Origin of the sequence: Janthinobacterium sp. CG_23.3 (assembly GCF_046115965.1) — a bacterium.
Lineage (GTDB): Bacteria > Pseudomonadota > Gammaproteobacteria > Burkholderiales > Burkholderiaceae_D > Janthinobacterium.
Genome location: NZ_JBJXIB010000082.1, coordinates 1 through 26,931, shown reverse-complemented (window position 1 = coordinate 26,931; position 26,931 = coordinate 1). Strand labels below are relative to the sequence as shown.

The window sequence follows — 26,931 nt, the reverse complement described above, 5'->3', positions numbered from 1 at the left end:
CGGGGCGGTTTTGGTGGCATGCACGCATGATGCGTTATCCACGATTCGTTTACAACAACTTTCTACGCTGTACGCTCAGGCTGAATAGTCACAATATATGTTTTGGGCGACGACATCGAATTGGGCAATATCGAGCAAAGCGGCGGGGCGTTTCAAACTGAAATCGGCAAGATGCATCTTTAATTGTCGAAAATCAAAACGCCTTCAAATAGTGTTATGGTCGCGTCAGCGCTAATGTATCCTGAGTCCATGAATCAATGCGGCGGGCCGGAGGTAATTTGAAAATGACCAGGTTAGAAGCATTTGGCATCATTGTCGCCCAGGCTACGCGCGGGGAGTTAGTATTTCCAACCAGCGTCAACGCGGCGTTGCAGTTGCAACTGGCGCTAGCCGATCCAGAATGCCATATCGATACGGCGATTAAACTGGTGTTGGCCGATCCGGCATTGGCGGCGCGCACGGTGGCGCTGGCGAATTCGGCGGTATTCAATCGCGGTGGCGGAGCCGGCTTTACCGGCGTGCGGGCGGCGGTGCTGCGGGTCGGCTACCGCAATCTGTATTCACTGGTCGCTGCCATGGTGGTGCGCCAGTTCGGCAGCAAGATCGTCGATCCCAATTTGCGCATTATGGCCCAGCAGTTGTGGGAGCATACCGCCCACGTGGCGGCGTTGGCGCATGTGATCGCGCGCCGCGTCACCTTCATCGACGCCGATACCGCTTTGTTCGCCGGCATCGTACACGAGGTCGGCGGATTTTATTTGCTGTCGCGCGCCGACGAGTTTCCCGGCCTACTACAAGGCAAGCCGGAGCGGTGGATGGAGTCGGCCGAGGAGGTTATTTCACACGAGGTCATGAAACGCTTGATGATTCCCGATGCTGTGGCCGCGGCCGTCGAGGGGGTGCGCGACGGCTTGTTGGCGATTCCGCCCGATTCCCTGCTGGACACCCTGTTGCTGGCCAAGCAGTTGGCGCCGGTCGCGTCGCCCTTGCAGGCGAGTTCGCTGGAGATGCTGACGCCGTCGGAATCGGTCATCGGTTTCATCATCGATAACGAGATGCTGAAAAGCATACTGGAGGAGTCCGACGAGGAGGTCAAGTCGATGTGCGCGGCGCTGCTGGTGTAGCTTCAAACCAAAGGCGGCGGGGGGCAGACCCCAAGGGTCCGGCCCCCCCCCGGCACGCGTTACGGGTGCATGACGACTTTGATGCATTGTTCCTGCTTGTTCATGAAGATGTCGTAGCCGTGCGGCGCGTCGTCGAGCCGCAAGTGGTGGGTGATGATGACCGACGGGTCCAGCTCGCCCTTTTGTATCCGCTCCAGCAGCGGCGCCATGTAGCGCTGCACGTGGGTCTGGCCGGTTTTGATGGTCAGCGAACGGTTCATGACGGCGCCGAAGGGGATTTTGTCGCTGAAGCCGCCGTAGGCGCCCGGCACCGAAACCACGCCGCCGTTGCGGCACGCCAGCAGCGCCTCGCGCAGCGCCGTCGGGCGGTCCGTTTCCAGCCGCACCGCTTGCTTGACCCGGTCGTAGGCGTAGGCAGCGCCGGCGCCGTGCGCCTCCATGCCGACGGCGTCGATGCAAGCGTTGGGGCCGCGTCCGCCCGTCATCTGCTTGAGCGCGTCGAGCACGTCGACCTCGTCGAAGTTGATGGTCTCGGCGCCCGACTGCTCGCGCGCCATGCGCAGCCGTTCGGGGTAGTGGTCGATGCCGATCACGCGTTCGGCGCCGAGCAGGTAGGCGCTCTGGATCGCGAACTGGCCGACCGGGCCGCAGCCCCAAACGGCGACGACGTCGCCCGGCTCGATGTCGCAGGCCTCGGCCGCCATGTAACCGGTGGGTAGAATGTCCGATAGAAACAACACCTGTTCGTCCTTCATCCCGGCCGGTATGGGTAGCGGGCCGACGTCGGCGTACGGTACCCTGACGTACTCGGCCTGGCCGCCGGCATAGCCGCCGGTCAGGTGGGAATAGCCGAAAATGCCGGCCGGCGAGTGGCCCCACAGTTTTTCCGCCATGTAGGCGTTCGGGTTGGAGTTTTCGCACACCGAGAACATTTTTTGTTCGCAAAAAAAGCAGCGGCCGCAGGCGATGGGAAAGGGCACCACCACACGCTCGCCCACGCTCAAGTTGTCGACGCCGGCGCCCAGCTCGACCACCTCGCCAATGAATTCGTGGCCGAGGATGTCGCCCTGCGCCATCGTCGGTACCACGCCGTTATACAGGTGCAAGTCCGAGCCGCAGATGGCCGTCGAGGTGACTTTGATGATCGCGTCGCGCGGGTTCAGAATGCTCGGGTCGGGCACCTGTTCGACGCGCACGTCTTGCTTGCCGTGCCAGCAGTTCGCTTTCATGGTCGCACCTCTTTGTTGAACAGGCGCGCAAGGAAGCTGCGCCGTCCACTGGGCTGGCCGTTGGTGGTGGCGATTTCCCCCGTTTCAATCAATTGCTTGAAGCGGCGCAGGTCTTCTTCGATCTGTTGCGACGGCTCTTCGCCGAACAGTTTGGCGGCGACCGCGCCGACCTTACCGGCCGGTGGATCGTAGCGCATGCCGACCGTCAGCACGGTGCCGCGCCCGCCCGGACCCGGCAGGAATTCCACCACGCCCTCGTTGGCGACGTCGGCGCCGTCGACCGAGCGCCAGGCTAGGCGCTGGCCCGGCACATCCTCGGTGATGTCGGCGTCCCACTCGACGCTGCTGCCGACCGGCCCCTTGGCCTTCCAGTGCGAGCGGCGTTCGTCGATGCGCTGCACCGATTCGAGGTGCTGCATGAAGCGCGGCAGGCGCTCCAGGTCGCGCCAGAACTGGTAACACTCGTCGGGTGAGCGGTTGATGCTGACCGTCTGCGTCACCGGCACGCCGGCGCCGCCGGCCAGCGCCGTGGCGCGGTACGGCTGCCGGGCGGCGCTGCGCACGCCGGCCATCACGTCCAGCGCCGCCACGCCGGCCACCACCGCGGCGGTGGCGGCCAGGCGCCCGCGCGCGCTGCCCGGCGCGCGCGTGGCCACGCCCAGCATCAGCAGGTCGGCGGCGTCGCCGGCCACGCGCGACCAGCGCCATGTCGGCGAGGCCGGCTGGTTCAGCAGGCCGACGCCGCAGACCAGTTCCCGCACGCCCATGGCGCGCATCATCAGCGGCGAGGGCGGCAGGCCGGCCGCCTTGGCGACCGCGCGCGGCGCCAGCAGGTGGGCCACGCCGACGCCGATGCTCAGCCAGCCAAGCGCGGTCGCCAGCTGGTTGCCGCGTTGCCCGGCGGCGCCGCGCTGCTCGTCTGCATAGCCGGCGCCGCGCCGCGAGGGCGCCGCGTGCGCTTCGTGTTCGCTGTCGGCGTCGTCGTCCGGCATTTCGGACGAGGTGGGGAATTGCCAGGAGCCGGGCCGGCTCCGGCTTGACGGGGAATGTTCGGTGATGTTTGGCATGATGTCTCCCGGCGCACGCCGCGGTCCCGCCGCGCAAGCGCCAATCGTTGAATGGTCATATCGTTTAGGCCCGTGGTGGCCGCGACAGTTCCGTCGCCGGCATGGGAAACGTGCCGCGCCGGCCCGGTTCTGCGCTAGATCAATTGAGCGCGCATGGCGCGGGCTGGCCCCGCCTTCACGCTGGCTTGACGACCATCAAATAAAAGATGGCCAGGAAGGCCAGCAGGGCTGGAAAGCCGAGCGCCACCCAGAGCCGGAAGTAGCGCCAGTAGACGGCCGGCAGCGCGGCGCCGTCGGCGGCGGCGCGGCAGGCCAGCCGCCGCAGGCGGATTTGCAGCCACAGCACCGGCAGCCAGCAGGCCACCGCGACGCCGTACAGCAGCAGCGACCAGGCCAGCCAGCGGCTGCCCAGCGGCATGCCGGCCAGGTGCGCCAGGTACAGGCCGGTGAGCGGTTGCAGCACCATCGTGGTGGCGGTGAACAGCCAGTCGGCCAGCACCACCGCGCGCGTGACGACGGCGATGGCGCGGACGTCCCGGCTGAGGCTGGTGAACAGCAGATAGAACGCCGAGCCGACACCGGTGCCGAACAGGAAGGTGGCCGACAGGATGTGCAGCACTTTGACCAGCAGGTAGTCCATCAGTGGCTTTCGTCGAGTTCCAGCAGCAAGCAGAGCGCGGCCAGCAGCGGCAGGTTTTTCAGCAGCGGGCCGTACGGGTGCAGCCAGAATTCCGGCAGTTTCCACGCGATGATGGCGCTGTAGGCGACGATCAGGGCGATCTGCGCCTGCCACAGGCGGCGCCGGCGGCGCATCAGCAGCGTGCCCAGCCCAAGCGCCAGGTCGAGCAGGGCGGCGCCGTACAGGGCGACGCTGGCCGGCGTGCCGCTCAGGCCGGTGCGCGCCAGCAGCGCGTAACTGTCGGCCACCGGGTACAGGCCCAGCGAAACGGCGGCGGTGCCCAGCCAGAGCGCCGCCAGCGACGCGCGCAGCAGCGGCAGCAGCCAGCTCAGTTTGGCTTGCAGGCGCACGCGCGGTGCCGCCGCGGGCGCGATGAATTGCGCCGGGGGCCGGGCCGGGTAGCCCAGCAGGTGGCGCAGCGTCGCCGGGCTGCCGCTGTTGCCGCGCTCGAGCATGGCCAGCGTTTCGCCGTCGAGCAGGCTGTTCGGCAGCAGCGCGCCGAACGCGGCGCCCAGGCGCACCAGCGGGCGCGGAATCGTCAGCACGCGTCCGCGCGGCAGGCCCATGGCCGCGCGCAGGGTTTGCAGGAAGTCGGTCAGCGACAACGGCTCCGGCCCGGCCAGCTCGACGCGGCCGCTGCGCGCCGGCGGTTCGGCCAGCAGCGCCATCACCGCCGCCACCAAGTCGTCGACGTGCAGCGGCTGGATGGTGTGCTCGGCGCGGCCCAGGCGCGGCAGCAGCGGCCAGCTGGCGATGCCGGTGAAGCGGCGCGCGCTGACGCCGTCGTCGCCATACACCAGCGCCGGCTGCACCACGACGCCGCGCAGCGGCAAGGCCAGCAGGACGTCGTCGGCGCGTTTTTTCGACAGGTGGTAGCGGCTGCGCGCCCCGGCGTCGGCGCCCAGCGCGGAAATTTGCAGTACCAGCGCCACGCCGGCCGCCTCGCACGCCTGGAACAGCGCGCACGGCGCGCGCGCGTGGATGGCGTCGAAGCGCTGGCCGCCGCGTTCGCGCAGGATGCCGACGGCGTTGATCACGGCGTCGATCCGCGCCAAGCGCGGGCGCCATACCTGCGCTCGACGTCGCGGCTGAAGTCGGCCTCGATGTAGCGCAGGCCCGGCTCGGGCGCATGGGCGGCGGCGCCGCGCGCGGTCAACACCAGCGTGTGGCCGGCCGCCAGCAGCGCCGCGCGCAGGTGGCGGCCAATAAAACCGCTGGCTCCGGTGAGCAGGATACGCATCGACAAACTCCGTTTGCTTGTTTGCCGTGGGGCCAGCGCGCGGTGCGCCAGAACCGGCCTAGCGTGCGCTACACGCTGCCCGGCTATGTGATCCACCATGCCAGCGCGGTGATGTGGGCGGTGCTGTACGAGAAATGGTTGGGCGGGCGCGCCCGCGGCGCGGTGCCGGTGCTCGGCTCGGCGGCGGCGATGTCGGCGCTGGCCTGCTTCGTCGATTACAAGCTGACGCCGCAGCGGCTGCACCCCGGCTACGAGCAGCGCCTGTCGAGCGCTTCGCTGTTGCTGGTGTACGCCGCCTTCGGCCTGGGCCTGGCGCTGCCGCGCCTGCTGCCGGGGGCGGACCGGCCGCGCTGAGCGACGATGTTGTATTTTCTAATCTTGCATGGGCTGATCGGCGCGTTCGACGTGCTCTGGAACCATGAGCTGAAGGAGCGCCTGCCGTCGCAAGCCTGGGCCGCCCGCGAGCAAGGCCTGCACTGCGCGCGCGAGTCGCTGTTCGCCGCGCTGTTCATCGGCCTGGCGTGGTGGCAGTGGCATGGCGCTCCGGTCTGGCTGGTGGCGGCGCTGGTGGCCGCCGAGTTGGGCGTGACGACGCGCGACGCCGTCGTCGAGTTGCGCACGCGGGTGTTGAGCGTCAGCGAACAGCTTAGCCATGTGTTGTTGTATATCAACCTGGGCGTGTTTTTGAGCTTGCTGGTGGGCCAGTTGCGGCGCTGGCGCGGCTTGCCCGCGGCGATTGTCGCGGTCGATTACGGCTGGCGCAGCTGGCTGCTGACGGCGCTGGGCATGCTCGCGCTGGCGTGGAGCGTGCGCGACGGCGTTCGCGCCGCCACGCTGCGCAGGCTGCCGGCGCGGACGCCGCCGGCGGCCTGCGCGGCCCGGCATTAAGCGGCACTCGTCGGCCTTGGCGCGGTTTTATTGCTGCGCGGCGATCCAGCGGTCGACTTTGCTTTCCAACAGGCTCAGCGGCAGGGTGCCGTCGCCCAGCACCACTTCGTGGAACTTCGGCAGGCTGAACTTGTCACCCAGGGCGGCGGCCGCGCGCTGGCGCAGTTCGACGATTTTCAGCGCGCCGATCTTGTAGCCCAGCGCCTGCGCCGGCCAGGCCATGTAGCGCTCGGTTTCGCTCTTGGCGCCGGCGTCGTAGCCGAGCGTGTCGCGCATGTAGGCAATGCTTTGTTCGCGCGTCCAGCCCTTGGCGTGCAGGCCGGTGTCGACCACCAGGCGGGTGGCGCGCAGCAGCTCGTCGGTCAGGTGGCCGACGTAATCGGCCGGGTTCTCGAACAGCCCCATTTCCTTGCCCAGCGTTTCGGCGTACAGCGCCCAGCCTTCGGTGAAGGCGTTGTTGCCGCCGAATTTGCGGAAGTTCGGCAAGGGCATTTCCTGTACCAGCGCCAGGTGGAAATGGTGGCCCGGCTTGCCCTCGTGCAGGAACAGCGTGGTCATGCCGCTGTTGCCGTACTGCTTGGGATCGTTGACCACCGACCAGAACACGCCCGGGCGGCTGCCGTCCGCCGCCGGCGGCGTGTAGTGGTCGGCGGCGGTGGCGCGGCTCAGTTCCGGCTCCAGGCGCAAGTCCAGCGGCGCCTTCGGCGTCAACGTGAACAGCGCCGGCAGCTTGCTGTCGAGCAGCACGTTGAGCTTGCGGTAGACGTCCAGCACTTCCTGCTCGGTGGTGAAGGGGTGGAACTTCGGCTGCGCGGCAACCCACAGCGGCAGGCCGGCGGCCGGACCGTCGTAGCCGAGCTGCGGCCCGAGCACGCTGAACTGGGCCTGGATGCGCGCCACTTCCTGCAGGCCGATGGCGTGGATCTGCTCGGGCTGCAAGGCGGTGGTGGTCTGGCTGGCGACGCGCGCCTGATACCATTCGGCGCCGCCGGGCAGGGCGCTCCAGCCGCTGCTGTCGCGGCTGGCGGGCAGGTATTCCTGTTCGATGAAGGTGGCCAGCCGGGCCAGCGCCGGCAACACCGTGGCGCCGATGACGCTGCGGTAGGCGGCGCTCAGGCGGCGCTTGTCGGCGGCGGAAAAGCGCGCCGGCAGCTTGCCGATCGGCGTGTAGTAGACGCTCTTTTCCACCGTATCGCTGCGTAGTTTCTGGAACTGCGGCAGGGCCGATTCGACCAGCGCCTTCGGCAGCACGATGCCGCTGCGCATGCCCTGGCGCATGTTGGCGATGGCCTGGTCTATCCACGCCGGCATTTGTCCCACGCGGCTCAGGTAGGCGTCGTATTGCTGGACGCTGTTGATCGGCTGGGCGGCGTCGCCGCCGGCGTAGTTGGCCAGCGCGACCGGCACGCTGTCCATCTGGTTCAGCGGCAGCAGGTGTTCGGGGAATTTTTCAAACGTCAGCGCGCTGGCCAGTTCAAGGCCGAGGATGTCGTGGCTGATACGCTCGCCGCCGTTGAGCTGCTCCGGCTTGATCGCGGCCAGGCGCGCGGCGAAGCGGCGCAGCAACGCGAACTGCCTGGCGCGCACGGCCGGCGCGATACCCATGCCCAACTGGCTGTCGAAGCGGTTGTCGCCGTTTTCCGTGGCGCCGAGCGGGTCGAAGCGGGCCTGGGCGTCGTAGTACTCGTCGGCCAGGGCGCGCAGTTGTCGCCGCGCCTTGGCCGCGCCGTTGGCAGGCGCCTGGTCGGCGCCGGCGCTTGGCGCGACGGCGCCGGACGGCGGGGCGGCGCCGGCGCAGGCGCAGCTAAAAAGGAGGGCGGCGGCCAGCGTGCCGATTGTGCCGGCATTGAAACGATGCGTCATAAACTGCTTCCTTCGTGGGGAGTGGTGAACGTTGGCGGCAAGGATACGCCATCGGCTGCAATTTGGACAATGTTTCGATGCCCCGCGGCACGGCCCCGCGGCCTATTTTTTGCCCGCGTCGAGGCTGGCGACGAGCGCCGCCCAGTCGCCGTCCACGCTCCGGCATGGCGGGCAGGGCTGGGCGGCGATCAGCGCGCGGATGCGGGCGCCGCGCTGGGCCGTGTCCGGGTGCGACGAGATCCACGCCGGCAGCACGGCGCCGCCGTCCTTGGCGTCCGCCTCCGCCATTTTCTGGAAGAAGCTGAGCATGCCGTCCGGTTTGATGTTGGCGCGCAGCAGCGCCTGGAAACCCAGCCGGTCGGCCTCGTCCTCCATGTCGCGGCTGAAGTACAGCGCGCCGGCCTGGTGCGCCAGCGTCGCCGCCACCGCGCTGACGTCGCCCACGGTCACGCTGAGCAAGGCGCCCCAGCCGAGCGAGCCGATCATTTGCTTGAGCGAATGGCGCTGTTCGATGTGCTGCACCTCGTGGGCCAGCACGGCGGCCAGCTCGGTCGGGTTGGCGGCCAGTTGCAGCAGCCCGGAATGGACCACGACGTAGCCGCCCGGCATGGCGAAGGCGTTCACCGTCGGGTCTTGCTTGACGAACCATTGGTAGCGGTAGCGCGAGCCGCGGGTCAGCTCGGCGCCGATGCGCTGCAGCGCCTGCTGCGCCGCGCCGCTGTCGAGCAGCCGGCCTTGCGAGCGCAGCTGGGCCAGCGCGAGGCGGCCCAGTTTTTCCTCGACCGAGACCGGCACTTGCCCGGCCAGCCAGCCCGCCGCGCGCGGCGCCTGCCACCACGCCAGCGCCGCCAGCAGGACGGCGCCGCCGGCCAACGCGCCCAGCCAGCTCCACACCTGGCGGCGGTTGCCGCCGCGCTGGCGCCACAGTTGCAATGGCGGCTGCAAGGCCGGCGGGGCGTCGGCCAGCAGCGTGGCGATGTCGGCCGCGGCCAGCGGTTGCAGCGCGGCCGGGGCGCCGTTGTCGTCTAGCCAGTTGAGGAACAGTTCGGGTTGTTCGAAGCCGCCGACGCTGACGATCAGCCCGGCCGGGTCGAGCGCCAGGCCGGCGGCGTCGACCAGCAGGCGGCCGCGCTCGAAGCGGGCGCCGACGATCGAGCCGGCCGGCGGGTAAGTGGCGCCGCTCAGGCGGGCTTGGAAGGTGGGCATGGCGCTCGCTCGGGGAAAAGGGTGGGGCATTATCCCATGCCCGCCCTTTCAACCCGGTGCGACGGTGCCCACTTGGTATTTCACCCCCAACGGTTAGAACTCTTCCCATTCGTCGGCGGTTTTGGCGCTCGACGGCGCCGGCTTGGCCTTGGCCGGCGGCTTCGGCGCCGCCAACGGCGTTTTCGCCGCCGCCGGGGCGCGTGGCGGGGCGGGCCGGCGCGGCGCCGCCGGCGCGCTTGGCGTCGACCGCGCCAGGCCCGTTTCCTCCAGCTTGAACACGCTGACCACCTGCGCCAGCTTGGCGGCCTGGTCTTGCAGCGACTGCGCGGCGGCGGCGGCCTGCTCGACCAGCGCGGCGTTTTGCTGGGTGGTGTCGTCCATCTGGATGATGGTGCTGTTGACCTGGCCGATGCCCAGGCTTTGCTCCTGGCTGGCGTGGGCGATCTCGGCCATCAGGTCGGCCACCCGCTGCACCGATTGGACGATTTCCTGCATGGTCGCGCCGGCGGTGTCGACCAACTTGCTGCCGGCGTCGACCTTGGCCACCGAGTCGACGATCAAGTCCTTGATTTCCTTGGCCGCGCCGGCGCTGCGCTGGGCCAGGTTGCGCACCTCGGAGGCGACCACGGCGAAGCCGCGGCCCTGCTCGCCGGCTCTAGCCGCCTCGACGGCGGCGTTCAGCGCCAGGATATTCGTCTGGAAGGCGATGCCGTCGATGACGCCGATGATGTCGACGATCTTGCGCGAGCTGGCGGTGATCGAACCCATCGTCTCGACCACCTGGCCGACCACGTCGCCGCCCTTGACGGCGTAGCCGGAGGCCGACACCACCAACTGGTTGGCCTGCTTGGCGTTGTCGGCGTTCTGCTTGACGGTCGAGGTCAGCTCCTCCATCGCGGCGGCGGTCTCCTCCAGGCTGGAGGCCTGCGCCTCGGTGCGGTTCGACAGGTCCAGGTTGCCGCTGGCGATTTCGCTCGACGCCGAGGCGATCAGGCCGGTGCTCTCGCGCACCTGGCCGATGGTCACGTTGAGCGAGGAGACGAAGCGGTTGAAGGCGCCGGCCAGCGCGCCGATCTCGTCCTCCGACTCGACCGTCATGCGTCGGCTCAGGTCGCCGTTGCCGCTGGCGATCTCCTCCAGCATGTGGGCGGCGCGGCTGACCGGCGCGGCGATGGCGCGGCTGATCAGGAAGATGATGAACAGGCCGATGCCGCCGCCGACCAGGCCGGCCACCAGCGCCGAGATGGTGGCCGACCTGGTGACGTTGTCGAGCACTTCGGCCTCGGGCACCTCGGCCACCACGTACAGGTTCAGCTCCGGCACGAAGGACGAGGCGACGAATTGCTTGCCGCTGGGCGCGTTGTAGGTGGTGTGGGCGAACTTGGCGCCGTTCAGCAGGGCGGCGCTGACCTTCTCGTCGAAGCCGGGCAAGTCCTTGAGCATGTGCTTGCCGTCGGCCAGCGCGGCGTCGCGGTGGATCAGCAGGCCGCCGTTGGCGCGCACCAGGTAGACGAAGCCGGACTTGCCGATCCTGTAGGCGCGGATGGTCTCGGCCAGCGACTCGACCGACAGGCCGAGGCCGGCGACGGCTTGCTTGCCCTTGCCGGTGGCGACCCGGGTGTTAATGAACAGCATGAAGGTGTTGGCGCTGGCGTCCTTGTCGAGGTCGAGCGTGTAGGGCTTGCCGCCGGCCAGGAAGCCGTAGAACCACTGGTCGCCGGCCTTGGCCTTCTCCAGCGTGCGCACCAGGCCCGCGTCGCTCAGGTACTTGCCGCTGCTGCCGGAAATCCAGAACACGCTGGCGGCCTTGTTCTTTTCCTTGAGCGCCTTGGCGTAGGCTTGCCAGGCCGGCATGCCCTCGTCCGGCAGGTCGCCGTCTTCCCAGTCGTGCAGGAAGGTGTTGTTGGCCATCGACAGCGACACCGCCAGCGGCAGCGCGATCTGGCGCTGGATGTCGTTGCGGATCTCGCCGATCTGCGCCGGCAGCTCCAGCGTGATGACGCGCTCGCGGATGTTCTGGCCCGTCATGGCCACGCTCAGCACGGAGGAGATGGCGAGGAACAGCAACAGGCACATGCCCATGCTGAGCAGCAGTTTCTTTTGGATCGACATGCGGCGCAGGAGATTCATCGAGGGTCCTGGAAGGAAGGCGGCAAAGCGCGGGGAATCCCAGTATAGACCGATTGCGGCGAGGTTCAATCCGGCGAATCCGCTCACGTTGCACCAGAACAACGTTCGCGCCGGCGCGTTACAAATTATGTGAAATCAATTCCAGCGGCAGCGCCGTGGTGGACTTGATCTGCTCCATCGAAAAGGCCGACGAGACGCCGCTCAACTGGGCCGATTTGATCAGCTTTTTGTAGAAGGCGTCGTAGCCGCCGATGTCGGTGGTGACCACCTTCAACAGGTAGTCGACGTCGCCGCTCATGCGGTGGAATTCCTGCACCTCGGGCAGCGCCATCACGGCGGCGGCGAAGCGGCGCAGCCATTTCTCGTCGTGCTGGCCGGTGCGCACGCTGACGAACACCGTTACCGGCAGGCCGACCTTCTGGCGGTTGACGATGGCGACGCGGCGTTCGATGTAACCGTCCTCCTCGAGCCGTTTGACGCGCTTCCAGCAAGGCGTGTTGGACAGGCCGATCTTCTCGCTCAGGCCGGCGATCGACAAGGTGCCGTCGGCCTGCAGCGCGGCGAGGATCGCGCAATCGTACTTATCGAGGGGATTCATATAGTGGCTATGCAATCGAGAGAATAAACGTTCTACAGTTTAATGGTAATGCAGGGTGAATGAGTATGTTTTCACGGCTGGCGCTGGTTAAACTGTGATGGAACTTACTTGCAAAGATAACACCATGATGACCGAAATCTACCTCGACGGAAACGCCACCAGCGCCGTGCTGCCGGCCGCGCTCGCCGCCGCCGCGCAGGCGATGGCGTTCGGCTTCGGCAACCCCAGCAGCACCCACGCCACCGGCCTGCGGGCCAAGGCCATGCTGGAGGCGGTGCGACGGCGCGCCCGCCGCGTGGTCGGCGCCGGCGCCGGCCGCCTGATGTTCAACAGCGGCGCCACCGAGGGCATCCAGACCGCCGTGCTGTCGGCGTTGTGCGCGCTGCGCGAGCGGCGTGCCGGCGGCGCCGCCATCGGCACGCTGCTGCTGTACGGCGCCACCGAGCACAAGGCCGTGCCGGAGAGCCTGGCGCACTGGAACCGCCTGCTCGGGCTGGACCTGGAACTGCGCGCGCTGCCGGTCGACGGCGACGGCCGCCACGACCTGGCGGCGTTGCGCGCGCTGGCCGGCCAGACGGCGCTGCTGTGCACCATGGCGGCCAACAACGAGACCGGCGTGGTGTCCGACCTGGACGGCATCGCCGCCGTGCTGGCCGACAGCGCCAGCGCCGCCTACTGGCTGGTCGACTGCGTGCAGGCGCTCGGCAAGCTGGCGCTGGATCTGAGCGCGACGCGCATCGACTACGCGCCGTTCTCGGGCCACAAACTGTACGCGCCGAAGGGCGTCGGCATGTTGTACGTGCGCGCCGGCGCGCCGTTCACGCCGCTCATCGTCGGCGGCGGCCAGGAGTCGGGCCAGCGCTCCGGCACCGAAAACATGGCCGGCATCGCCGCCCTCGGCGCGGTGTTGGCGGCGCTGGAGGACGGCGCCACCTTCCGCAGCCACGCCGAACTGGCGGCGATGCGCGCGCGCCTGGTGGCCAGCCTGCGCCAAGCGCTGCCCGGCATCGTCTTCAACATGCCGCTGGAACTGTCGCTGCCGACCACGCTGAACTTTTCCGTGCCGGGCGTGGCCAGCAAGGAACTGCTGGACGTGTTCGACGCCGCCGGCGTGCGCGTCAGTTCCGGCAGCGCCTGCTCGTCGGCGCAGAGTGCGCCCAGCTACGTGCTGGAGGCGATGCGCCTGCCGCGCTGGCGCAGCGGCGCGGCGATCCGCATGTCGTTCGGCCCGCACACCGACGCGGCCACCATCGCCGCCGCCTGCCGGCGCATCGAGCGTTGCGGCGCGGCGCTGCGGGCGGCCTGCCTGATGCCGTCCGGGCCGGCGGCGCCGGCGCGCGACGGCGTTATCCAGCTCGGCGCCGACGGCGCCTGCACTTGGTTGGTGACGGACGCGGCCAGCCGCAGTTGCGTCATCATCGACCCGCTGGCGGCGCTGGCCGGGCGCTTGGTTGCGTATGTGCGCTGCCACGACTACCGCGTGGCGGCGCTGCTGCACACTAGCGCGCCGCGGGACGGCGGCGCGCTGCGCGCGGCGCTGCTGGCGGAGCTGGCCGACCGGCTCGACCCGGCCGCCGGCGCCGGCGCCGACGCGCTGGGCTGGCCGGCCGCCGCCGCCAGCCTTGCGCTCGGCGACGGCAGCGTCTGCGCCGCGCTGGCGCTGGGGGCGCAGGCGCTGGCGCGGGTGGCGCCGGGTTCCGGCCAGGCCTACTACCTGCTGGGGGCGGCGGCCGGCGGCGTGCTGGCGCCGCCGGCGGTGCGCTTCGCCTTCACCGGCGAGCTGGCGGCGGCCGCGCTGGACGCCGCGCCGATCGACCTCGACACCTTGCTCTGTCCGGGCCGCAACGAGCAAGGCCAAGTCTGCAGCAGCCTGCGCGCCGAGCGCGGCGCGGTCGCCGCCGTCGACGCCAGCGGCGCCCAGCTGGAGCCGGCCGCGCTGGACGCCTTCCTGCGCAGCCATCCGGACGCGCTGCTGGTGGACGTGCGCGAAAGCTACGAGCACGCGGCCGGCGCCGCCGCCACCCTGGGCGGGCGCGCCGCGCTGAGCGTACCGCTGAGCCACCTGGGGGCGCACCTGGGCGACTGGCTGCGCGGCGAGCGGGTGCCGCTGGTGTTCTTTTGCCGCAGCGGCAACCGCAGCGGCAAGGCGGTCGCCTGCCTGCACCGGCTTGGCTACCCGGCCGCCTGGCATGTCAGCGGCGGCATGGCGCTGGCCGAGGCCGCGCTGACGCCGCTGGCGCTGGCCGCCTGATGCGCCGGCGCGGCGGCGCGCGGCGCTGTGGCAAAAAACCCAACAATGCCGAGTATTGTTGGGGTTTTTTATTTCCCAGCGGAAAAAATTATCTTTTTTATACGCCTGCTGCGGCGTTTTGGCATATCGATTTATATATGGAGGGCATGCGCGAACTGGAATGCCGCCCCCATGCCGCTGCCGTACATTCAGGTCCGACGAGAGCGTCTTGAGACGCCGGTTCAATTCTTCTATTCCTTTAACGAGAAAGAGAGACACCTGTGGAATGTATCAAAAAAGGCAGCAAAAAACGCTTGCCGCTGTACCTGTCGGCCATCGTTGCCGCCGCCATGGCGGGGCCGCTACCGGCCGCCGCGCAGAACCAAAGTCCGAGCCAGGAACAGCAGGGCCAGTCGCAGACCGTGGCCTACCGCGGCTCGGTGCTGCACTTCCTCGACGACCCGGCCACCAGCGCGCAGCCGTACGAGTATTTCGAGGACGGCGTGCTGCTGGTCGGCGCCGACGGCAAGGTCAAGGCGGTCGGCCCGGCCGCCAGCGTGCTGGCGGCCAACCCCTATGTCTACGTGGTCGACTACACCGGCAAGCTGATCATGCCCGGTTTCATCGACAGCCACGTCCACTACCCGCAAACCGAGATGATCGGCTCGTACGGCCAGCAACTGCTGGAGTGGCTCGAAACCTACACCTTCCCGACCGAAAAGCAGTTCGCCGACAAGGCCTACGCGCAAAAAATCGCCAAGGTGTTCTTGAACGAGCTGGCCCGCAACGGCACCACCACCGCGCTGGTGTTCGGCACCGTGCACCCGCAGTCGGTGGACGCGCTGTTCGAGGAGGCCAGCGCGCGCAATATGCGCCTGATCGGCGGCAAGGTGATGATGGACCGCAACGCGCCCGACTACCTGCTCGACACCGCGCTGTCGTCCTACACCGATTCCAAGGCGCTGATTCAGCGCTGGCACAACAAGGGCCGCCTGCGTTACGCGGTGACGCCGCGCTTCGCGCCGACGTCGACGCCGGAGCAGTTGACGATGGCCGGCAAGCTGCTCAAGGAGTTCCCGGACGTCTACATGCACACCCACCTGTCCGAGAACAAGGGTGAAATCGCCTGGGTGCAGGCGCTGTTCCCGGCCTCCAGCGGCTACCTCGACGTCTACAACGGCTTCGGCCTGTCGGGCAAGCGTTCGATCTACGCCCACGGCGTGCACCTGCGCGACGACGAGTTCGCGTCGCTGGCGGCGACCGGCTCGGCGGTGGCGTTTTGCCCGACCTCCAACCTGTTCCTCGGCAGCGGCCTGTTCGACCTGCAAAAGGCCGAGCAGTACAAGGTCAAGGTCGGCCTGGGCAGCGACGTCGGCGCCGGCACCAGTTTTTCGGCGCTGCGCACCATGGGCGAGGCCTACAAGGTCAGCCAGTTGCACAAGGCCTATGTGGACAACCCGGACCAGCGCCATCCGCTGACTTCGCTGAAGGCCTTTTACCTGGCCACGCTGGGCGCCGCCAAGGCGCTCGACCTGGACGACAAGGTCGGCAGCTTCCGCGCCGGCAGGGAAGCCGACTTCATCGTCGTCAATCCGAACGCCACCGACCTGATGCGTCTGCGCATGCAGCGCGCCGCCAGCGTCGAGGACAAGTTGTTCGTGCTGCAAACCCTGGGCGACGACCGGAATGTCGAAAAAACCTATGTGATGGGTAAGCGCTGGGCCGTCAGCACGGGCGGCACGACGAACTATTCGTCGAACTGAGTGTCGTAGGTCGGATGCGCGCAACGCGTCAGCCGACGCCGGGCCGCCGCCGACGCCGGTCGGGTTTGCCCCACGCCGCGTAACAGCGGAGGGCAAACCCGGCCTGCGAAAATCCACATCGCGCCCCGCTATTTCCACTGCCCAACTATTCCGCCTTAAAACGCCTGTCGCACCGTTTTTTATTGCCCGTGTGACTGCAATGCGCCGCTTATGTTCGTTAACGCACAGTGGCGATTGGTGCCGGCACTTAGGATGCAGAAGAGAACTCCCCTCCATAACTAACATCGCCGCACCCATGGCGCGTGCCGGCGGTGCCGCGTCCCCGTGCGCGAACCTAGCGAGGTTCATGTTGAAACAATATATCACCCGATTGGCCGATCAATTCGCCGCATGGCGCGTCGCCGCCGGCGCGGCCGCGCCGGCCGGCGGCGAGGCCGACGACGCCCTGCCGCTGCGCTCCGAACTGTTCAGCGCGATGCAGATGGCGGCGCACGGCAAGACGCTGGCGGCCGGCCACCAGCTCGGCCGGCGCGGCGGCAGCGACCGCCTGCTGGCGCGGCTGGCCGCCAACGCCACCCTGATCACCGAGACCGTCAACGAGCTGACCGCCGCCGTCAAGGGCGGGCGCCAGGTGACGCCGGCGTCCGAATGGCTGCTGGATAACTTCTACCTGATCGAGGAGCAGATCCGCACCGCCAAGCGGCACCTGCCGAAGGACTACAGCAAGGAATTGCCGCGCCTGGGCGGCGCCGACGGCTGCCCGCGGGTCTACCGGATCGCGCTGGAGATCATCTCGCACGGCGACGGCCGGGTCGACCCGGAGAGCCTACGCCATTTCGTCGAGGCCTACCAGGACGTCGCCACGCTCAGCCTGGGCGAGTTGTGGGCGATTCCCATCATGCTGCGCCTGGCGCTGATCGAGAACCTGCGCCGGGTCGCCGCGCGGGTGGCCGACAACCGCCGCCAGCGCGACCTGGCCAACAGCTGGGCCGACCAGATGACCGAGGTCGCCGAGCGCAATCCCAGCGGCCTGATCTTGCTGGTGGCCGACATGGCGCGCTCGAACCCGCCCATCACCAGCGCCTTCGTGGCCGAGCTGGCGCGGCGCCTGCAGGGCCAGGGCCCGGCGCTGACGCTGGCGCTGTCCTGGGTCACGCACCGGCTGGCCGAGAGCGGCCAGACCATCGAGCAGCAGATCCAGAACGAGATCCAGCAGCAGGCCGGCGACCAGGTCTCGGTCGCCAACAGCATCGGCAGCCTGCGCTTCCTCGGCACCATGGACTGGCAAGAGTTCGTCGAGTCGATGAGCGTCGTCGAGCAGAGCCTGCGCTGCGACCCGGCCGGGGTCTACGCCAGCATGGACTTCGCCACCCGCGACCAGTACCGCCACGTCATCGAACGCATTGCCAAGCGCAGCCCGGCCAGCGAGGTCGAGGTCGCCGAGATGGCGCTGCAACTGGCGCGCAACCACGGCGCCGGCGCCGACCCGCGCACCGGCCACGTCGGCTTCTACCTGGTCGGCGGCGGCTTGCTGGTGCTGGAAAAACAGGCCGGCGTGCGCCTGCCGCCGCTGGAGGCGCTGCAGCGCACCGGCCGCGCCGCGCCGCTGGCGGTGTACCTGGGCAGCGTGGCGGCGCTGACCACGGTGGTCAGCGCGCTGCTGCTGGAACGCGCCGTGCGCCACGGCGTGCACGGTTGGGTGCTGGCGGCGCTGGCGCTGCTGACCGTGCTGGCCGCCAGCCAGTTCGCGCTGGCGCTGGTGAACTGGCTGGCGACGCTGTGCACCACGCCGCACCCGCTGCCGCGGATGGATTTCCGCGCCGGCATCCCGGCCGGCGCCGGCGCCGTGGTGGCGCTGCCCAGCCTGGTCTACAGCGAGGCCAACGTCGACCAGTTGTGCGAGGGCATGGAGGTGCGCTTCCTGGCCAACCGCGACCCCTTGCTGCGCTTTTGCCTGCTGACCGACCTGGCCGACGCGCCCGAGGCGGTGATGCCGGACGACGCCGCGCTGCTGCGGCGCCTGCGCGAGCGCGTCGCCGCCCTCAACGACAAGTACCGCGGCGACGGCGCCGGCGCGCCGTTCCTGCTGCTGCACCGGCCGCGCCTGTGGAATCCGCAGCAGCGCTGCTGGATGGGCCAGGAGCGCAAGCGCGGCAAACTGTCCGACCTGAACCGCTTCATGCGCGGCGGCGCGCGCGACAAGTTCGCGCTGGTCGAGGGCGACACCGAGGGCCTGGCCGAGCTGCGCTACGTGATCACGCTCGACACCGACACCCAGTTGCCGCGCGACGCCGCGCGCCTGTTCATCGCCACCATGATGCATCCGCTGAACCGGCCGGTGCTGGACCCGTCCGGGCGCCGCGTGCTGGCCGGCTACGGCATCCTGCAACCGCGCGTGGCGGTCAGCCTGCCGGGCGCCAACGCCTCGCGCTACGAGCAGTTGTGCGGCGGCGAGCCGGGCATCGACCCCTACACCCGCACCGTCTCGGACCTGTACCAGGACGTCTTCCACGAAGGCTCGTTCATCGGCAAGGGCATCTACGACGTCGACACCTGGGAGCGCGTGCTGGGCGAGCGCCTGCCCGACAACCGCATCCTCAGCCACGACCTGCTGGAGGGCTGCTACCTGCGCGCCGGCCTGCTCAGCGACGCCCAGTTGTACGAGGAATACCCGGCGCGCTATTGCGACGACGTCAGCCGGCGCCAACGCTGGATCCGCGGCGACTGGCAGTTGTTCGGCTGGCTGCTGCCGCGGGTGCCCGGGCGCGCCGGCAAGCGCGAGCCGAACCCGCTGTCGGCGCTGTCGCGCTGGAAGCTGTTCGACAACCTGCGCCGCAGCCTGGTGGCGCCGGCGCTGACGCTGGGCCTGCTGCTGGCCTGGACCATGCTGCCCAACCCGGCCTTCTGGTGCGGCGCGCTGTTCGGCGTGATCTTCGTGCCGCCGCTGGCGGCGGCGCTGTACGACCTGGCGCGCAAGCCGCGCGACACGCTGTGGCGCCAGCACCTGGCGGGCTGGGAACGCCGCTGCGGCCTGCAGTTTTCGCACGCCATGCTGACGCTGGTGTTCCTGCCCTACGAGGCCTGGTTCAGCCTGGACGCCATCCTGCGCACGCTGTGGCGCCTGAACCTTTCGCACCAGCACCTGCTGGAGTGGCGCGCCTCGGCGCTGGCGCGCTGCGGCAGCGGCCTAGCCGGCAACTGGCGCGCGATGTGGGCTTCGCCGCTGCTGGCGCTGGCCACCGGCGCCGCGCTGCTGGCCTGGCGCCCGTCCGCCTTCCCGTTGGCCGCCGCGCTGCTGTTGCTGTGGATGCTGGCGCCGGCGATCGGCTGGTGGATCAGCCGCCCGATCGAACGCGAAGTGGCGCGCCTGAGCGCCGAACAGCACCAGTTCCTGCACACGGTGGCGCGCAAGACCTGGGCCTTTTTCGACACCTTCGTCGGCCCGCAGGGCAACTGGCTGCCGCCGGATAACATGCAGGAGCATCCGCTGGCGGTGGTTGCCTACCGCACCTCGCCGACCAACATGGGGCTGGCGCTGCTGGCCAACCTGAGCGCCTACGACTTCGGCTATATCGGCGCCGGCGAGCTGCTGCAGCGCTGCGACAACACGCTGCGCTCGATGGCCGCGCTGGAGCGCCACCAGGGCCACTTCTACAACTGGTACGACATCCAGAGCCTGCAACCGCTGCAGCCGGTGTATATTTCCACCGTCGACAGCGGCAACCTGGCCGGCCACCTGCTGACCTTGCAGCCCGGCCTGGTCGCGCTGCTCGACGCCCCCATCGTCGCGCCGCAACTGGCCGACGGCATCGCCACCACCCTGCGCGTGCTGGGCGAGCACGCCGCCGCGGCCGCCAACCCCGCGCTGCTGGCGGCGCTGGAGGCGCTGCAGCAGCACCTGGCGCCGCTGCGTCCGCTGTATCCATCCAACCTGCCCGAGTGGCACGCCTACCTGGGCCAGGCGAGCGAGGCGGCCGCGCGCTGCGTGCCGCTGGCCCAGGGCGGCGACGACCCGGCCCTGGCAATGTGGGCCGAGGCGCTGGCGCGGCAATGCCGCGTGGCGCTGGCCGAGCTGCTGGAACTGGCGCCGTGGCTGGCGCTGGCCTCGACCAATCTGTTCGACGCCAGCCTGGTGCGGGTGCCGACGCTGCGCGAACTGGCCGCCATGGCCGGCGGCGACGGCGCCGGCGATGCGCCGCCGGACGAGCGCCAGCGCCACGGCCAACTGGCCGAACTGGTGGCGCGGGGCGCCGCCGCCGCCGCCGCGCGCATGCGCCTGGTGGCCGCGCTGGCCGGGCAGGCGCGCGACTTCGCCCAGGTCGACTACCGCTTCCTGTACAACGCCGCCACCAAGCTGCTGGCGATCGGCTACAACGTCAGCGAGCGCCGCCTCGACGCCAGCTATTACGACCTGCTGGCCTCCGAGGTGCGCCTCGCCAGTTTCGTCGCCATCGCCCAGGGCCAGCTGCCGCAGGAGCACTGGTTCGCGCTGGGCCGCCAGTTGTGCATGGTGGCCGGCCAGCCGGTGCTGCTGTCGTGGAGCGGCTCGATGTTCGAGTACCTGATGCCGCTGCTGGTGATGCCGAACTATCCGTACACCCTGCTCGACCAGACCTACCATTCGGTGATCGAGGCGCAGATCGACTACGGCCGCCAGCGCGACGTGCCGTGGGGGATTTCCGAGTCCGGCTACCACACCGTCGACGCCAACCTGAACTACCAATACCGCGCCTTCGGCGTGCCGGGCCTGGGCCTGAAGCGCGGCCTGGCCGACGACCTGGTGGTGGCGCCCTACGCCAGCATGCTGGGCCTGATGGTGCAGCCGGAGGCGGCCTGCCAGAACATGCAGCGCATGCAGGCGGCCGGCTTCATGGGCCGCTACGGCTTCTACGAGGCGGTCGACTACACGCCGGCGCGGCTGCCGCGCGGCCAGAGCTGCGCGGTGATCCGTTCGTTCATGTTGCACCACCAGGGCATGGGCCTGCTGGCCCTGAGCTACCTGCTGCACAACCGGCCGATGCAGCGCCGCTTCGAGTCCGACCCGCTGCTGCAGTCGGCGCTGCTGGTGCTGCAGGAGCGCACCCCGCAGGTCGGCGCGTTCTACTCCAACAGCGCCGAGCTGGCCGATTTGCGCGTCGGCGCCGCCGAACAGAGCGCGCCGATGCGCGCGCTGACGCTGCACAGCGGCGCCATGCCGGAGACGCAATTGCTGTCGAACGGCCGCTACCACGTGATGGTGACCAGCGCCGGCGCCGGCTACAGCCGTTGGAAGGACCTGGCCGTGACGCGCTGGCGCGAGGACGGCACGCGCGACAACTGGGGCAGCTTCTGCTACCTGCGCGACCTCGACGACGGCAGCTTCTGGTCCAGCACCTACCAGCCGACGCTGGTCGAGCCGAAGAAGCACGAGGTGATCTTCTCCGAGGGCCGCGCCGAGTTCCGCCGCTCCGACAAGGGGCTCGACCTGTACACCGAAATCGTGGTCTCGCCGGAGGACGACATCGAAATGCGGCGGACCCGCATCACGAATAAATCCGAGCGGCGCCGGCGCATCGAAATCACCAGCTACAGCGAAGTGGTGATGGCGCCGCCGGCGGCCGACGCGGCCCACCCGGCGTTCAGCAAGCTGTTCGTGCAAAGCGAAATCCTGCGCGACGAGAACGCCATCCTGTGCAGCCGCCGGCCGCGCTCGAAGGACGAGCAGGCGCCGTGGTTGCTGCACCAGATGACCCTGCACGACGCGGCCGCCGACGCGGTCTCGTTCGAAACCGACCGCGCCGCCTTCATCGGCCGCGGCGGCAACGCCCAGGCGCCGTGGGCGCTGCGCGCGCCGCTGGCCGAAGCCGCGCTGGCCGGCGCCGAGGGCTCGGTGCTCGACCCGGTGCTGGCGATCCGCTACAGCATCACGCTGGAGCCGCACCAGTGCGCCACCATCGACGTCGTCACCGGCGTGTGCGACACGCGCGAGGCGGCGCTGCACCTGGTCGACAAGTACCAGGACCGCCACCTGGCCGACCGCGTCTTCGAACTGGCCTGGACCCACAGCCAGGTGGTGCTGCGCCAGCTCAACGCCAGCGAGGCCGACGCCCAGTTGTACGGCCGCCTGGCCAACAGCGTGATCTACCCGAACGCCTCGCTGCGGGCCGACGCCAGCATCCTGATCAAGAACCAGCGCGGCCAGTCCGGCCTGTGGGCCTACGCCATCTCCGGCGACCTGCCCATCGTGCTGCTGCAGATCAAGGACCCGGCCAACATCGAGTTGGCGCGCCAGCTGGTGCAGGCGCACGCCTACTGGCGCCTGAAGGGGCTGGTGGTCGACCTGGTGATCTGGTACGAGGACCAGTCCGGCTACCGGCAACTGCTGCACGAACAGATCATGGGCTTGATTTCGTCCGGCATCGACGCCCAGTCGATCGACCGGCCGGGCGGCATCTTCGTGCGCCTGGCCGACCAGATCGCCAACGAGGACCGCATCCTGCTGCAATCGGTGGCGCGGGTGGTGCTGAGCGACAGCCGCGGCACGCTGGCCGAGCAGATCAAGCGACCCGGCCCGGTTGCGCTGCGCACGCCGCCGCTGATCCCGGACGGGCGCGCCGAAGCCTACCCGGTAGCGCCGGCGGCCAAGCCGGCGCTGATCCTGGGCAACGGCCAGGGCGGCTTCACGCCCGACGGCACCGAATACGTGATCACGCTGGAGCAGGGCCAGCAGACGCCGGCGCCGTGGTCGAACGTGCTGGCCAACGCCCAGTTCGGCAGCGTCGTCTCGGAAAGCGGCCAGGCCTACACCTGGAACGAGAACGCCCATGAATTCCGCCTGACGCCGTGGCACAACGACCCGGTCTCGGACGGCAGCGGCGAGGCCTTCTACCTGCGCGACGAGCACAGCGGCCGATTCTGGTCGCCCAGCGCGCTGCCGGCGCGCGGCAGCGGCGCCTACACCACGCGGCACGGCTTCGGCTACAGCGTGTTCGAGCACAGCGAGGCCGGCCTGCACTCGCAACTGACGACCTACGTGGCGCTGGACGCCGCCGTCAAATACGCGGTGCTGAAGGTGCGCAACGACTCGGCGGCGCCGCGGCGCCTGTCGGCCACCGGCTACGTCGAATGGGTGCTGGGCGACCTGCGCGCCAAGTCGACCATGCACGTCGTCACCGAGGTCGACGCCGTCAGCGGCGCGCTGTTCGCGCGCAACGCCTACAACACCGAATTCTCGGGCCGGGTCGGCTTCTTCCACGCCGACGGCGCCGGCCGCAGCGTGACCTGCGACCGCAACGAATTCATCGGCCGCAACGGCAGCCTGGCCAACCCGGCCGCGCTGCGCCGGCTGCGCCTGTCGGGCAAGTGCGGCAGCGGGCTGGACCCGTGCGCGGCGATCCAGGTGCCGTTCGAACTGCTGCCGGGCCAGGAGCGCGAGATCGTCTTCGTGCTCGGCGTCGGCGGGCGCCGCAACGCCGACGCCAGCAGCCTGGTGGCGCGCCACCAGGGCGCCGGCAACGCCCGCGACGAACTGGCGCGGGTGCGCGCGCACTGGCAGCGCACGCTCGGCGCGGTGCAGATCGCCACGCCCGACCCGGCGCTCGACGTGCTGGCCAACGGCTGGCTGATGTACCAGACCATCGCCTGCCGCCTGTGGGCGCGCAGCGGCTACTACCAGTCCGGCGGCGCGTTCGGCTTCCGCGACCAGCTGCAGGACGCGATGGCGATGGTGCACACCGCGCCGCAACTGCTGCGCGAGCACTTGCTGCTGTGCGCGCGCCACCAGTTCGTCGAAGGCGACGTGCAGCACTGGTGGCACCCGCCGTCCGACCGCGGCGTGCGCACGCACTGCTCGGACGACTACCTGTGGCTGCCGCTGGCGGCCTGCCGCTACATCGAGGCCACCGGCGACACCGAGGTGCTGGCCGAGGTGGCGCCCTTCCTCGAAGGCCGCGCCGTCAAGCCGGACGAGGACTCCTATTACGACCTGCCGGGCCGCTCCGGCCAGAGCGCCGACCTGTACGAACATTGCGTGCGGGCGCTGCGCCACGGCTTGCGCTTCGGCGTCCACGGCTTGCCGTTGATCGGCTCGTGCGACTGGAACGACGGCATGGACAAGGTCGGCGAGCACGGCAAGGGCGAGAGCGTCTGGCTGGCCTTCTTCCTGTACCAGGTGCTGCAACGCTTCGCCGGCGTGGCCACGCGCCGCGGCGACGCCACCTTCGCCGACCTGTGCCGCGAGGAGTCGCTGAAGCTGGCCGCCAACGTCGAGTTGCACGCCTGGGACGGCGAATGGTACCGGCGCGCCTATTTCGACGACGGCACGCCGCTCGGTTCGCACCTGAACGACGAGTGCCAGATCGACTCGATCTCGCAAAGCTGGGGCGTGCTGTCGGGCGCGGCCGACCCTGCGCGGGCGCGCGGCGCGATGGCCCAGGTCGACGCCCGCCTGGTGCGGCGCGACGCCGGCCTGGTGCAATTGCTCGACCCGCCGTTTGACAAGGGCGTGATGAACCCCGGCTACATCCGCGGCTACGTGCCGGGGGTGCGCGAAAACGGCGGCCAGTACACCCACGCGGCGATCTGGACCGCGATGGCCTTCGCCAAAATGGGCGACGGCGAGCGCGCCTGGGAACTGCTGCGCATGATCAACCCGGTACGCCACGGCGGCAGCGCCGCCGGCAGCGCGCGCTACAAGGTCGAGCCCTACGTGGTGGCGGCCGACGTTTACGCGGTGGCGCCGCACGTCGGCCGCGGCGGCTGGACCTGGTACACCGGCTCGTCGGGCTGGATGTACCGGCTGGTGCTTGAATCGCTGCTGGGGGTGACGCTGGAGGCGGGCGCGCTGACGCTGGCGCCGCTGCTGCCGGCCGACTGGGACGGCTTCACGCTGCGCTACCGCCACGGCGCCAGCGTCTACGTGATCCGCGTCGAGCCGGCCGGTGGGCGCCCGCTTGGGCTGACGGTGGACGGCGCGGCGCAGCCGGACGGCAGCATCGCCTTGCTCGACGACGGGCGCGAGCACGCGGTCGAGCTGCTGCTGGCGCGCGGTTAAAGGGCCGCCCGCGGCCGTTCAGTCGGCGCGGTTGCCGTACGTCGGGTTAGCCCGCCAGGGCGTAACCCGACAGGCGCCGGCAGCGGCGCGGCGCCGGATTACGCTTGGCAAATCCGACCTACGCAAGCCCAACCTGGCGGCCTGCGGGTCGGACCCCAGGGCGGCGTCCTTGCTTGTATGTGCGGCGGCGCCTTGACGCCAAGGCGCGGCAGGAAAAACAGGCGCAAAAAAAGCGGCATCGCGATGCCGCTTTTTTTTTTCACCCAGGCCGCAACCTTACGCGACCGTCGACGGCGCCCACGGCGCGCTTTTCTTGCCGCTGCGCCCGACCAGCATCATCAGGCCGGCGCCCAGCAACAGCATTTCGTAGGGCGACGGTTCCTCCGCCATCTCATTGGCCTGTGCCGCCGCTAGCGCGGCGGCCGGCGCCGGCTGGAACGGATCGGCCGCGACTTGCTGCGCCAGCGCCATGGCCGGCGCGGCGTCGTCGGCGCTCTGCGCGGGCGCAAGCGCGCCGTCGAAGAACGCCGTCTGCGCCGAAGGTTCGCTCACAATCATCGTCACGGCGCAGGCGTTGCCGGCCGCGGCGATGGCCATCAGCGCCGCCACGAGCGCGCGTTGTGCATTCAATTGCATAGTCATCCTTATGAAGTGATCGGTGGCGCGCGCCGGTGCGGGCGATGGCCCCGAATTGCTCGATGTCGTAATTCTATTTTAAATTGACAATGTTGGTCGTTCGTTACGGCAACACCAACATTGTTGATTAATAATCAGCCTCGCGCTACAAGCCCAGCCTGGCGCCCGCGCCCAGCAGCGTGGCCAGGCCGAGCAGCGCGAACACGGCGGCGGCAATGCCATGCACCAGCCGCAGCGGCACCCGGTTGGCGATGCGCTCGCCGAGGTACACGGCCGGCACGTTGGCCAGCATCATGCCGAAGGTGGTGCCGGCGACCACCGCGACGATGCCGTCGTAGCGCGCCGCCAGCGCGACCGTGGCCACCTGCGTCTTGTCGCCCATTTCGGCGAGGAAGAAGGCGATCAGCGTGGTCAGGAACACGCCGTATTTGGCCAGCTTGGCGTCGTCTTCGTCGATCTGGTCGGGCACCAGGGTCCAAGCCGCCATCGCCAGGAAGGACAGCCCCAGTACCCAGCGCAGCACGGCCGGCCCCATCAGCGACGTGACCCAGGCGCCGACGGCGGCGGCAAAGGCGTGGTTGGCGACGGTGGCGAGCAGGATGGCCAGCACGATCGGCAGCGGCTTGCGGAACTTGGCGGCGAGTAAAAAGGCGAGCAACTGGGTTTTATCGCCGATTTCAGCGAGGGCGACGATGCCGGTGGAGACGAAGAAAGCTTCCATGGAAATAAGAGAGGTACGCGGGCCGGACGATTAACCAATGATCCAAGGGCGACTCCGGCCCATGCGGCCGCCCTTTGATCAATGGTCTCGTCAAGTCTTACGACCACCTGCACCACGGCCTGCGGGCCGATTATGTTGATACAGGTTCCCGCGCCGTGGGCGAAGGACGACTACTCCCCAATGTTCAGCGCGCATGATACCAGACTCGACAACAAACCCAGCGTGTTGCGCGTCTCGGGGGCAATGTTTTATTCGGGGCAGGGAAGTGCTATTCTGCCCGACGCTTGCCTTAGTCAAGCGACCACCGTACCGACCCTCTTGGAGACTCGCAATATGTATTCGCTGAACCGCCTTGCCGCATCCATTTTGCTGGCGTTCGCCGCCAGCCAGCCGGCGCCGGGGGGGGGGGGGGGGGGGGGAAGAAAACAACACACCCCCCCCCCCCCCCCCCCGAAGCGCCGCCAGACAGAAACCACCAACGTGATCTCCTGTCGGGACGGGTGTCCTCCTTTTCCCCCACCACTCA

The 26,931-nt window shown here is 69.2% G+C and carries 18 protein-coding genes and 1 riboswitch; of the genes, 7 read left to right on the top strand and 11 right to left on the bottom strand.

The features are described from left to right. Window positions 1-284 precede the first annotated feature (284 nt). Window positions 285-1,124, top strand: a complete 840-nt coding sequence (locus ACFDR9_RS18305) for an HDOD domain-containing protein (RefSeq protein ID WP_026133143.1) — start codon at window positions 285-287, stop codon at window positions 1,122-1,124. Between the two features lie 59 nt (window positions 1,125-1,183). Here ACFDR9_RS18305 and ACFDR9_RS18300 read toward each other — a convergent pair whose 3' ends face one another. The 5 genes from ACFDR9_RS18300 to ACFDR9_RS18280 all read right to left on the bottom strand — a co-directional run bounded on the left by ACFDR9_RS18300 (window position 1,184) and on the right by ACFDR9_RS18280 (window position 5,339). Then, complete coding sequence (locus tag ACFDR9_RS18300; RefSeq protein WP_017877893.1) at window positions 1,184-2,353, bottom strand: zinc-dependent alcohol dehydrogenase; 1,170 nt, start codon at window positions 2,351-2,353, stop codon at window positions 1,184-1,186. Continuing rightward, complete coding sequence (locus ACFDR9_RS18295; protein WP_409031922.1) at window positions 2,350-3,420, bottom strand: SRPBCC family protein; 1,071 nt, start codon at window positions 3,418-3,420, stop codon at window positions 2,350-2,352. Before ACFDR9_RS18295 ends, ACFDR9_RS18300 begins: the two co-directional genes overlap by 4 nt. 175 nt (window positions 3,421-3,595) lie before the next feature. Continuing rightward, window positions 3,596-4,060 (bottom strand): DUF2269 domain-containing protein, encoded by a 465-nt coding sequence (locus ACFDR9_RS18290; protein WP_017877891.1) that lies wholly within the window; start codon window positions 4,058-4,060, stop codon window positions 3,596-3,598. Continuing rightward, entirely contained in the window at window positions 4,060-5,154 is a 1,095-nt protein-coding gene (locus tag ACFDR9_RS18285; protein ID WP_409031921.1) for an SDR family oxidoreductase, read from the bottom strand. The genes ACFDR9_RS18290 and ACFDR9_RS18285 overlap by 1 nt, the downstream gene beginning before the upstream one ends. Beyond that, window positions 5,133-5,339, bottom strand: a complete 207-nt coding sequence (locus ACFDR9_RS18280; RefSeq protein ID WP_409031920.1) for an NAD-dependent epimerase/dehydratase family protein — start codon at window positions 5,337-5,339, stop codon at window positions 5,133-5,135. Before ACFDR9_RS18280 ends, ACFDR9_RS18285 begins: the two co-directional genes overlap by 22 nt. Window positions 5,340-5,360: 21 nt before the next feature. Between ACFDR9_RS18280 and ACFDR9_RS18275 the strand changes: the two genes are divergently transcribed. Both ACFDR9_RS18275 and ACFDR9_RS18270 read left to right on the top strand, forming a co-directional pair. Then, on the top strand, window positions 5,361-5,693 hold the full coding sequence (locus ACFDR9_RS18275; protein ID WP_409031919.1) for a hypothetical protein: 333 nt from the start codon (window positions 5,361-5,363) through the stop codon (window positions 5,691-5,693). A gap of 6 nt (window positions 5,694-5,699) precedes the next feature. Beyond that, entirely contained in the window at window positions 5,700-6,227 is a 528-nt protein-coding gene (locus ACFDR9_RS18270; RefSeq protein WP_409031918.1) for a hypothetical protein, read from the top strand. 27 nt (window positions 6,228-6,254) lie between these two features. On the opposite strand, the gene ACFDR9_RS18265 is transcribed toward ACFDR9_RS18270, so the two are convergent. From ACFDR9_RS18265 to ACFDR9_RS18250, 4 genes are all read right to left on the bottom strand, one after another. Further along, on the bottom strand, window positions 6,255-8,090 hold the full coding sequence (locus ACFDR9_RS18265) for a DUF885 domain-containing protein (RefSeq protein ID WP_409031917.1): 1,836 nt from the start codon (window positions 8,088-8,090) through the stop codon (window positions 6,255-6,257). 102 nt (window positions 8,091-8,192) lie between these two features. Beyond that, window positions 8,193-9,296 carry a M48 family metalloprotease gene (locus tag ACFDR9_RS18260; protein WP_409031916.1) on the bottom strand — a complete coding sequence of 368 codons (1,104 nt, stop codon included), beginning with the start codon at window positions 9,294-9,296 and terminating at the stop codon, window positions 8,193-8,195. Window positions 9,297-9,389: 93 nt separating this feature from the next. Beyond that, window positions 9,390-11,426: a methyl-accepting chemotaxis protein gene (locus tag ACFDR9_RS18255; RefSeq protein WP_409031915.1), complete on the bottom strand. Its 2,037-nt coding sequence runs from the start codon at window positions 11,424-11,426 to the stop codon at window positions 9,390-9,392. A gap of 118 nt (window positions 11,427-11,544) precedes the next feature. Further along, on the bottom strand, window positions 11,545-12,024 hold the full coding sequence (locus ACFDR9_RS18250; RefSeq protein ID WP_017877883.1) for an Lrp/AsnC family transcriptional regulator: 480 nt from the start codon (window positions 12,022-12,024) through the stop codon (window positions 11,545-11,547). 124 nt (window positions 12,025-12,148) lie between these two features. Here ACFDR9_RS18250 and ACFDR9_RS18245 point away from each other — a divergent pair, with 124 nt between their 5' ends. The 3 genes from ACFDR9_RS18245 to ACFDR9_RS18235 all read left to right on the top strand — a co-directional run bounded on the left by ACFDR9_RS18245 (window position 12,149) and on the right by ACFDR9_RS18235 (window position 25,048). Then, a complete protein-coding gene (locus tag ACFDR9_RS18245) occupies window positions 12,149-14,275 on the top strand; it encodes an aminotransferase class V-fold PLP-dependent enzyme (protein WP_409031914.1) in 2,127 nt (708 codons plus the stop codon). A gap of 260 nt (window positions 14,276-14,535) precedes the next feature. Then, window positions 14,536-16,017, top strand: a complete 1,482-nt coding sequence (gene guaD / locus ACFDR9_RS18240) for a guanine deaminase (RefSeq protein ID WP_409031913.1) — start codon at window positions 14,536-14,538, stop codon at window positions 16,015-16,017. Window positions 16,018-16,363: 346 nt separating this feature from the next. Continuing rightward, window positions 16,364-25,048 (top strand): GH36-type glycosyl hydrolase domain-containing protein, encoded by an 8,685-nt coding sequence (locus ACFDR9_RS18235; RefSeq protein ID WP_409031912.1) that lies wholly within the window; start codon window positions 16,364-16,366, stop codon window positions 25,046-25,048. 276 nt (window positions 25,049-25,324) lie between these two features. Here the strand turns inward: ACFDR9_RS18235 and ACFDR9_RS18230 are convergent, their stop codons facing one another. Beyond that, window positions 25,325-25,684, bottom strand: coding sequence for a hypothetical protein (locus ACFDR9_RS18230; protein ID WP_409031911.1), 360 nt, complete (start codon window positions 25,682-25,684; stop codon window positions 25,325-25,327). A gap of 145 nt (window positions 25,685-25,829) precedes the next feature. After that, window positions 25,830-26,405, bottom strand: coding sequence for a TMEM165/GDT1 family protein (locus tag ACFDR9_RS18225; RefSeq protein ID WP_017877877.1), 576 nt, complete (start codon window positions 26,403-26,405; stop codon window positions 25,830-25,832). Window positions 26,406-26,417: 12 nt separating this feature from the next. Beyond that, window positions 26,418-26,596, bottom strand: a riboswitch (yybP-ykoY riboswitch). 142 nt (window positions 26,597-26,738) lie between these two features. Between ACFDR9_RS18225 and ACFDR9_RS18220 the strand changes: the two genes are divergently transcribed. After that, a partial coding sequence (locus ACFDR9_RS18220; protein ID WP_409031910.1) for a hypothetical protein occupies window positions 26,739-26,931 on the top strand: 193 nt, incomplete at its 3' end.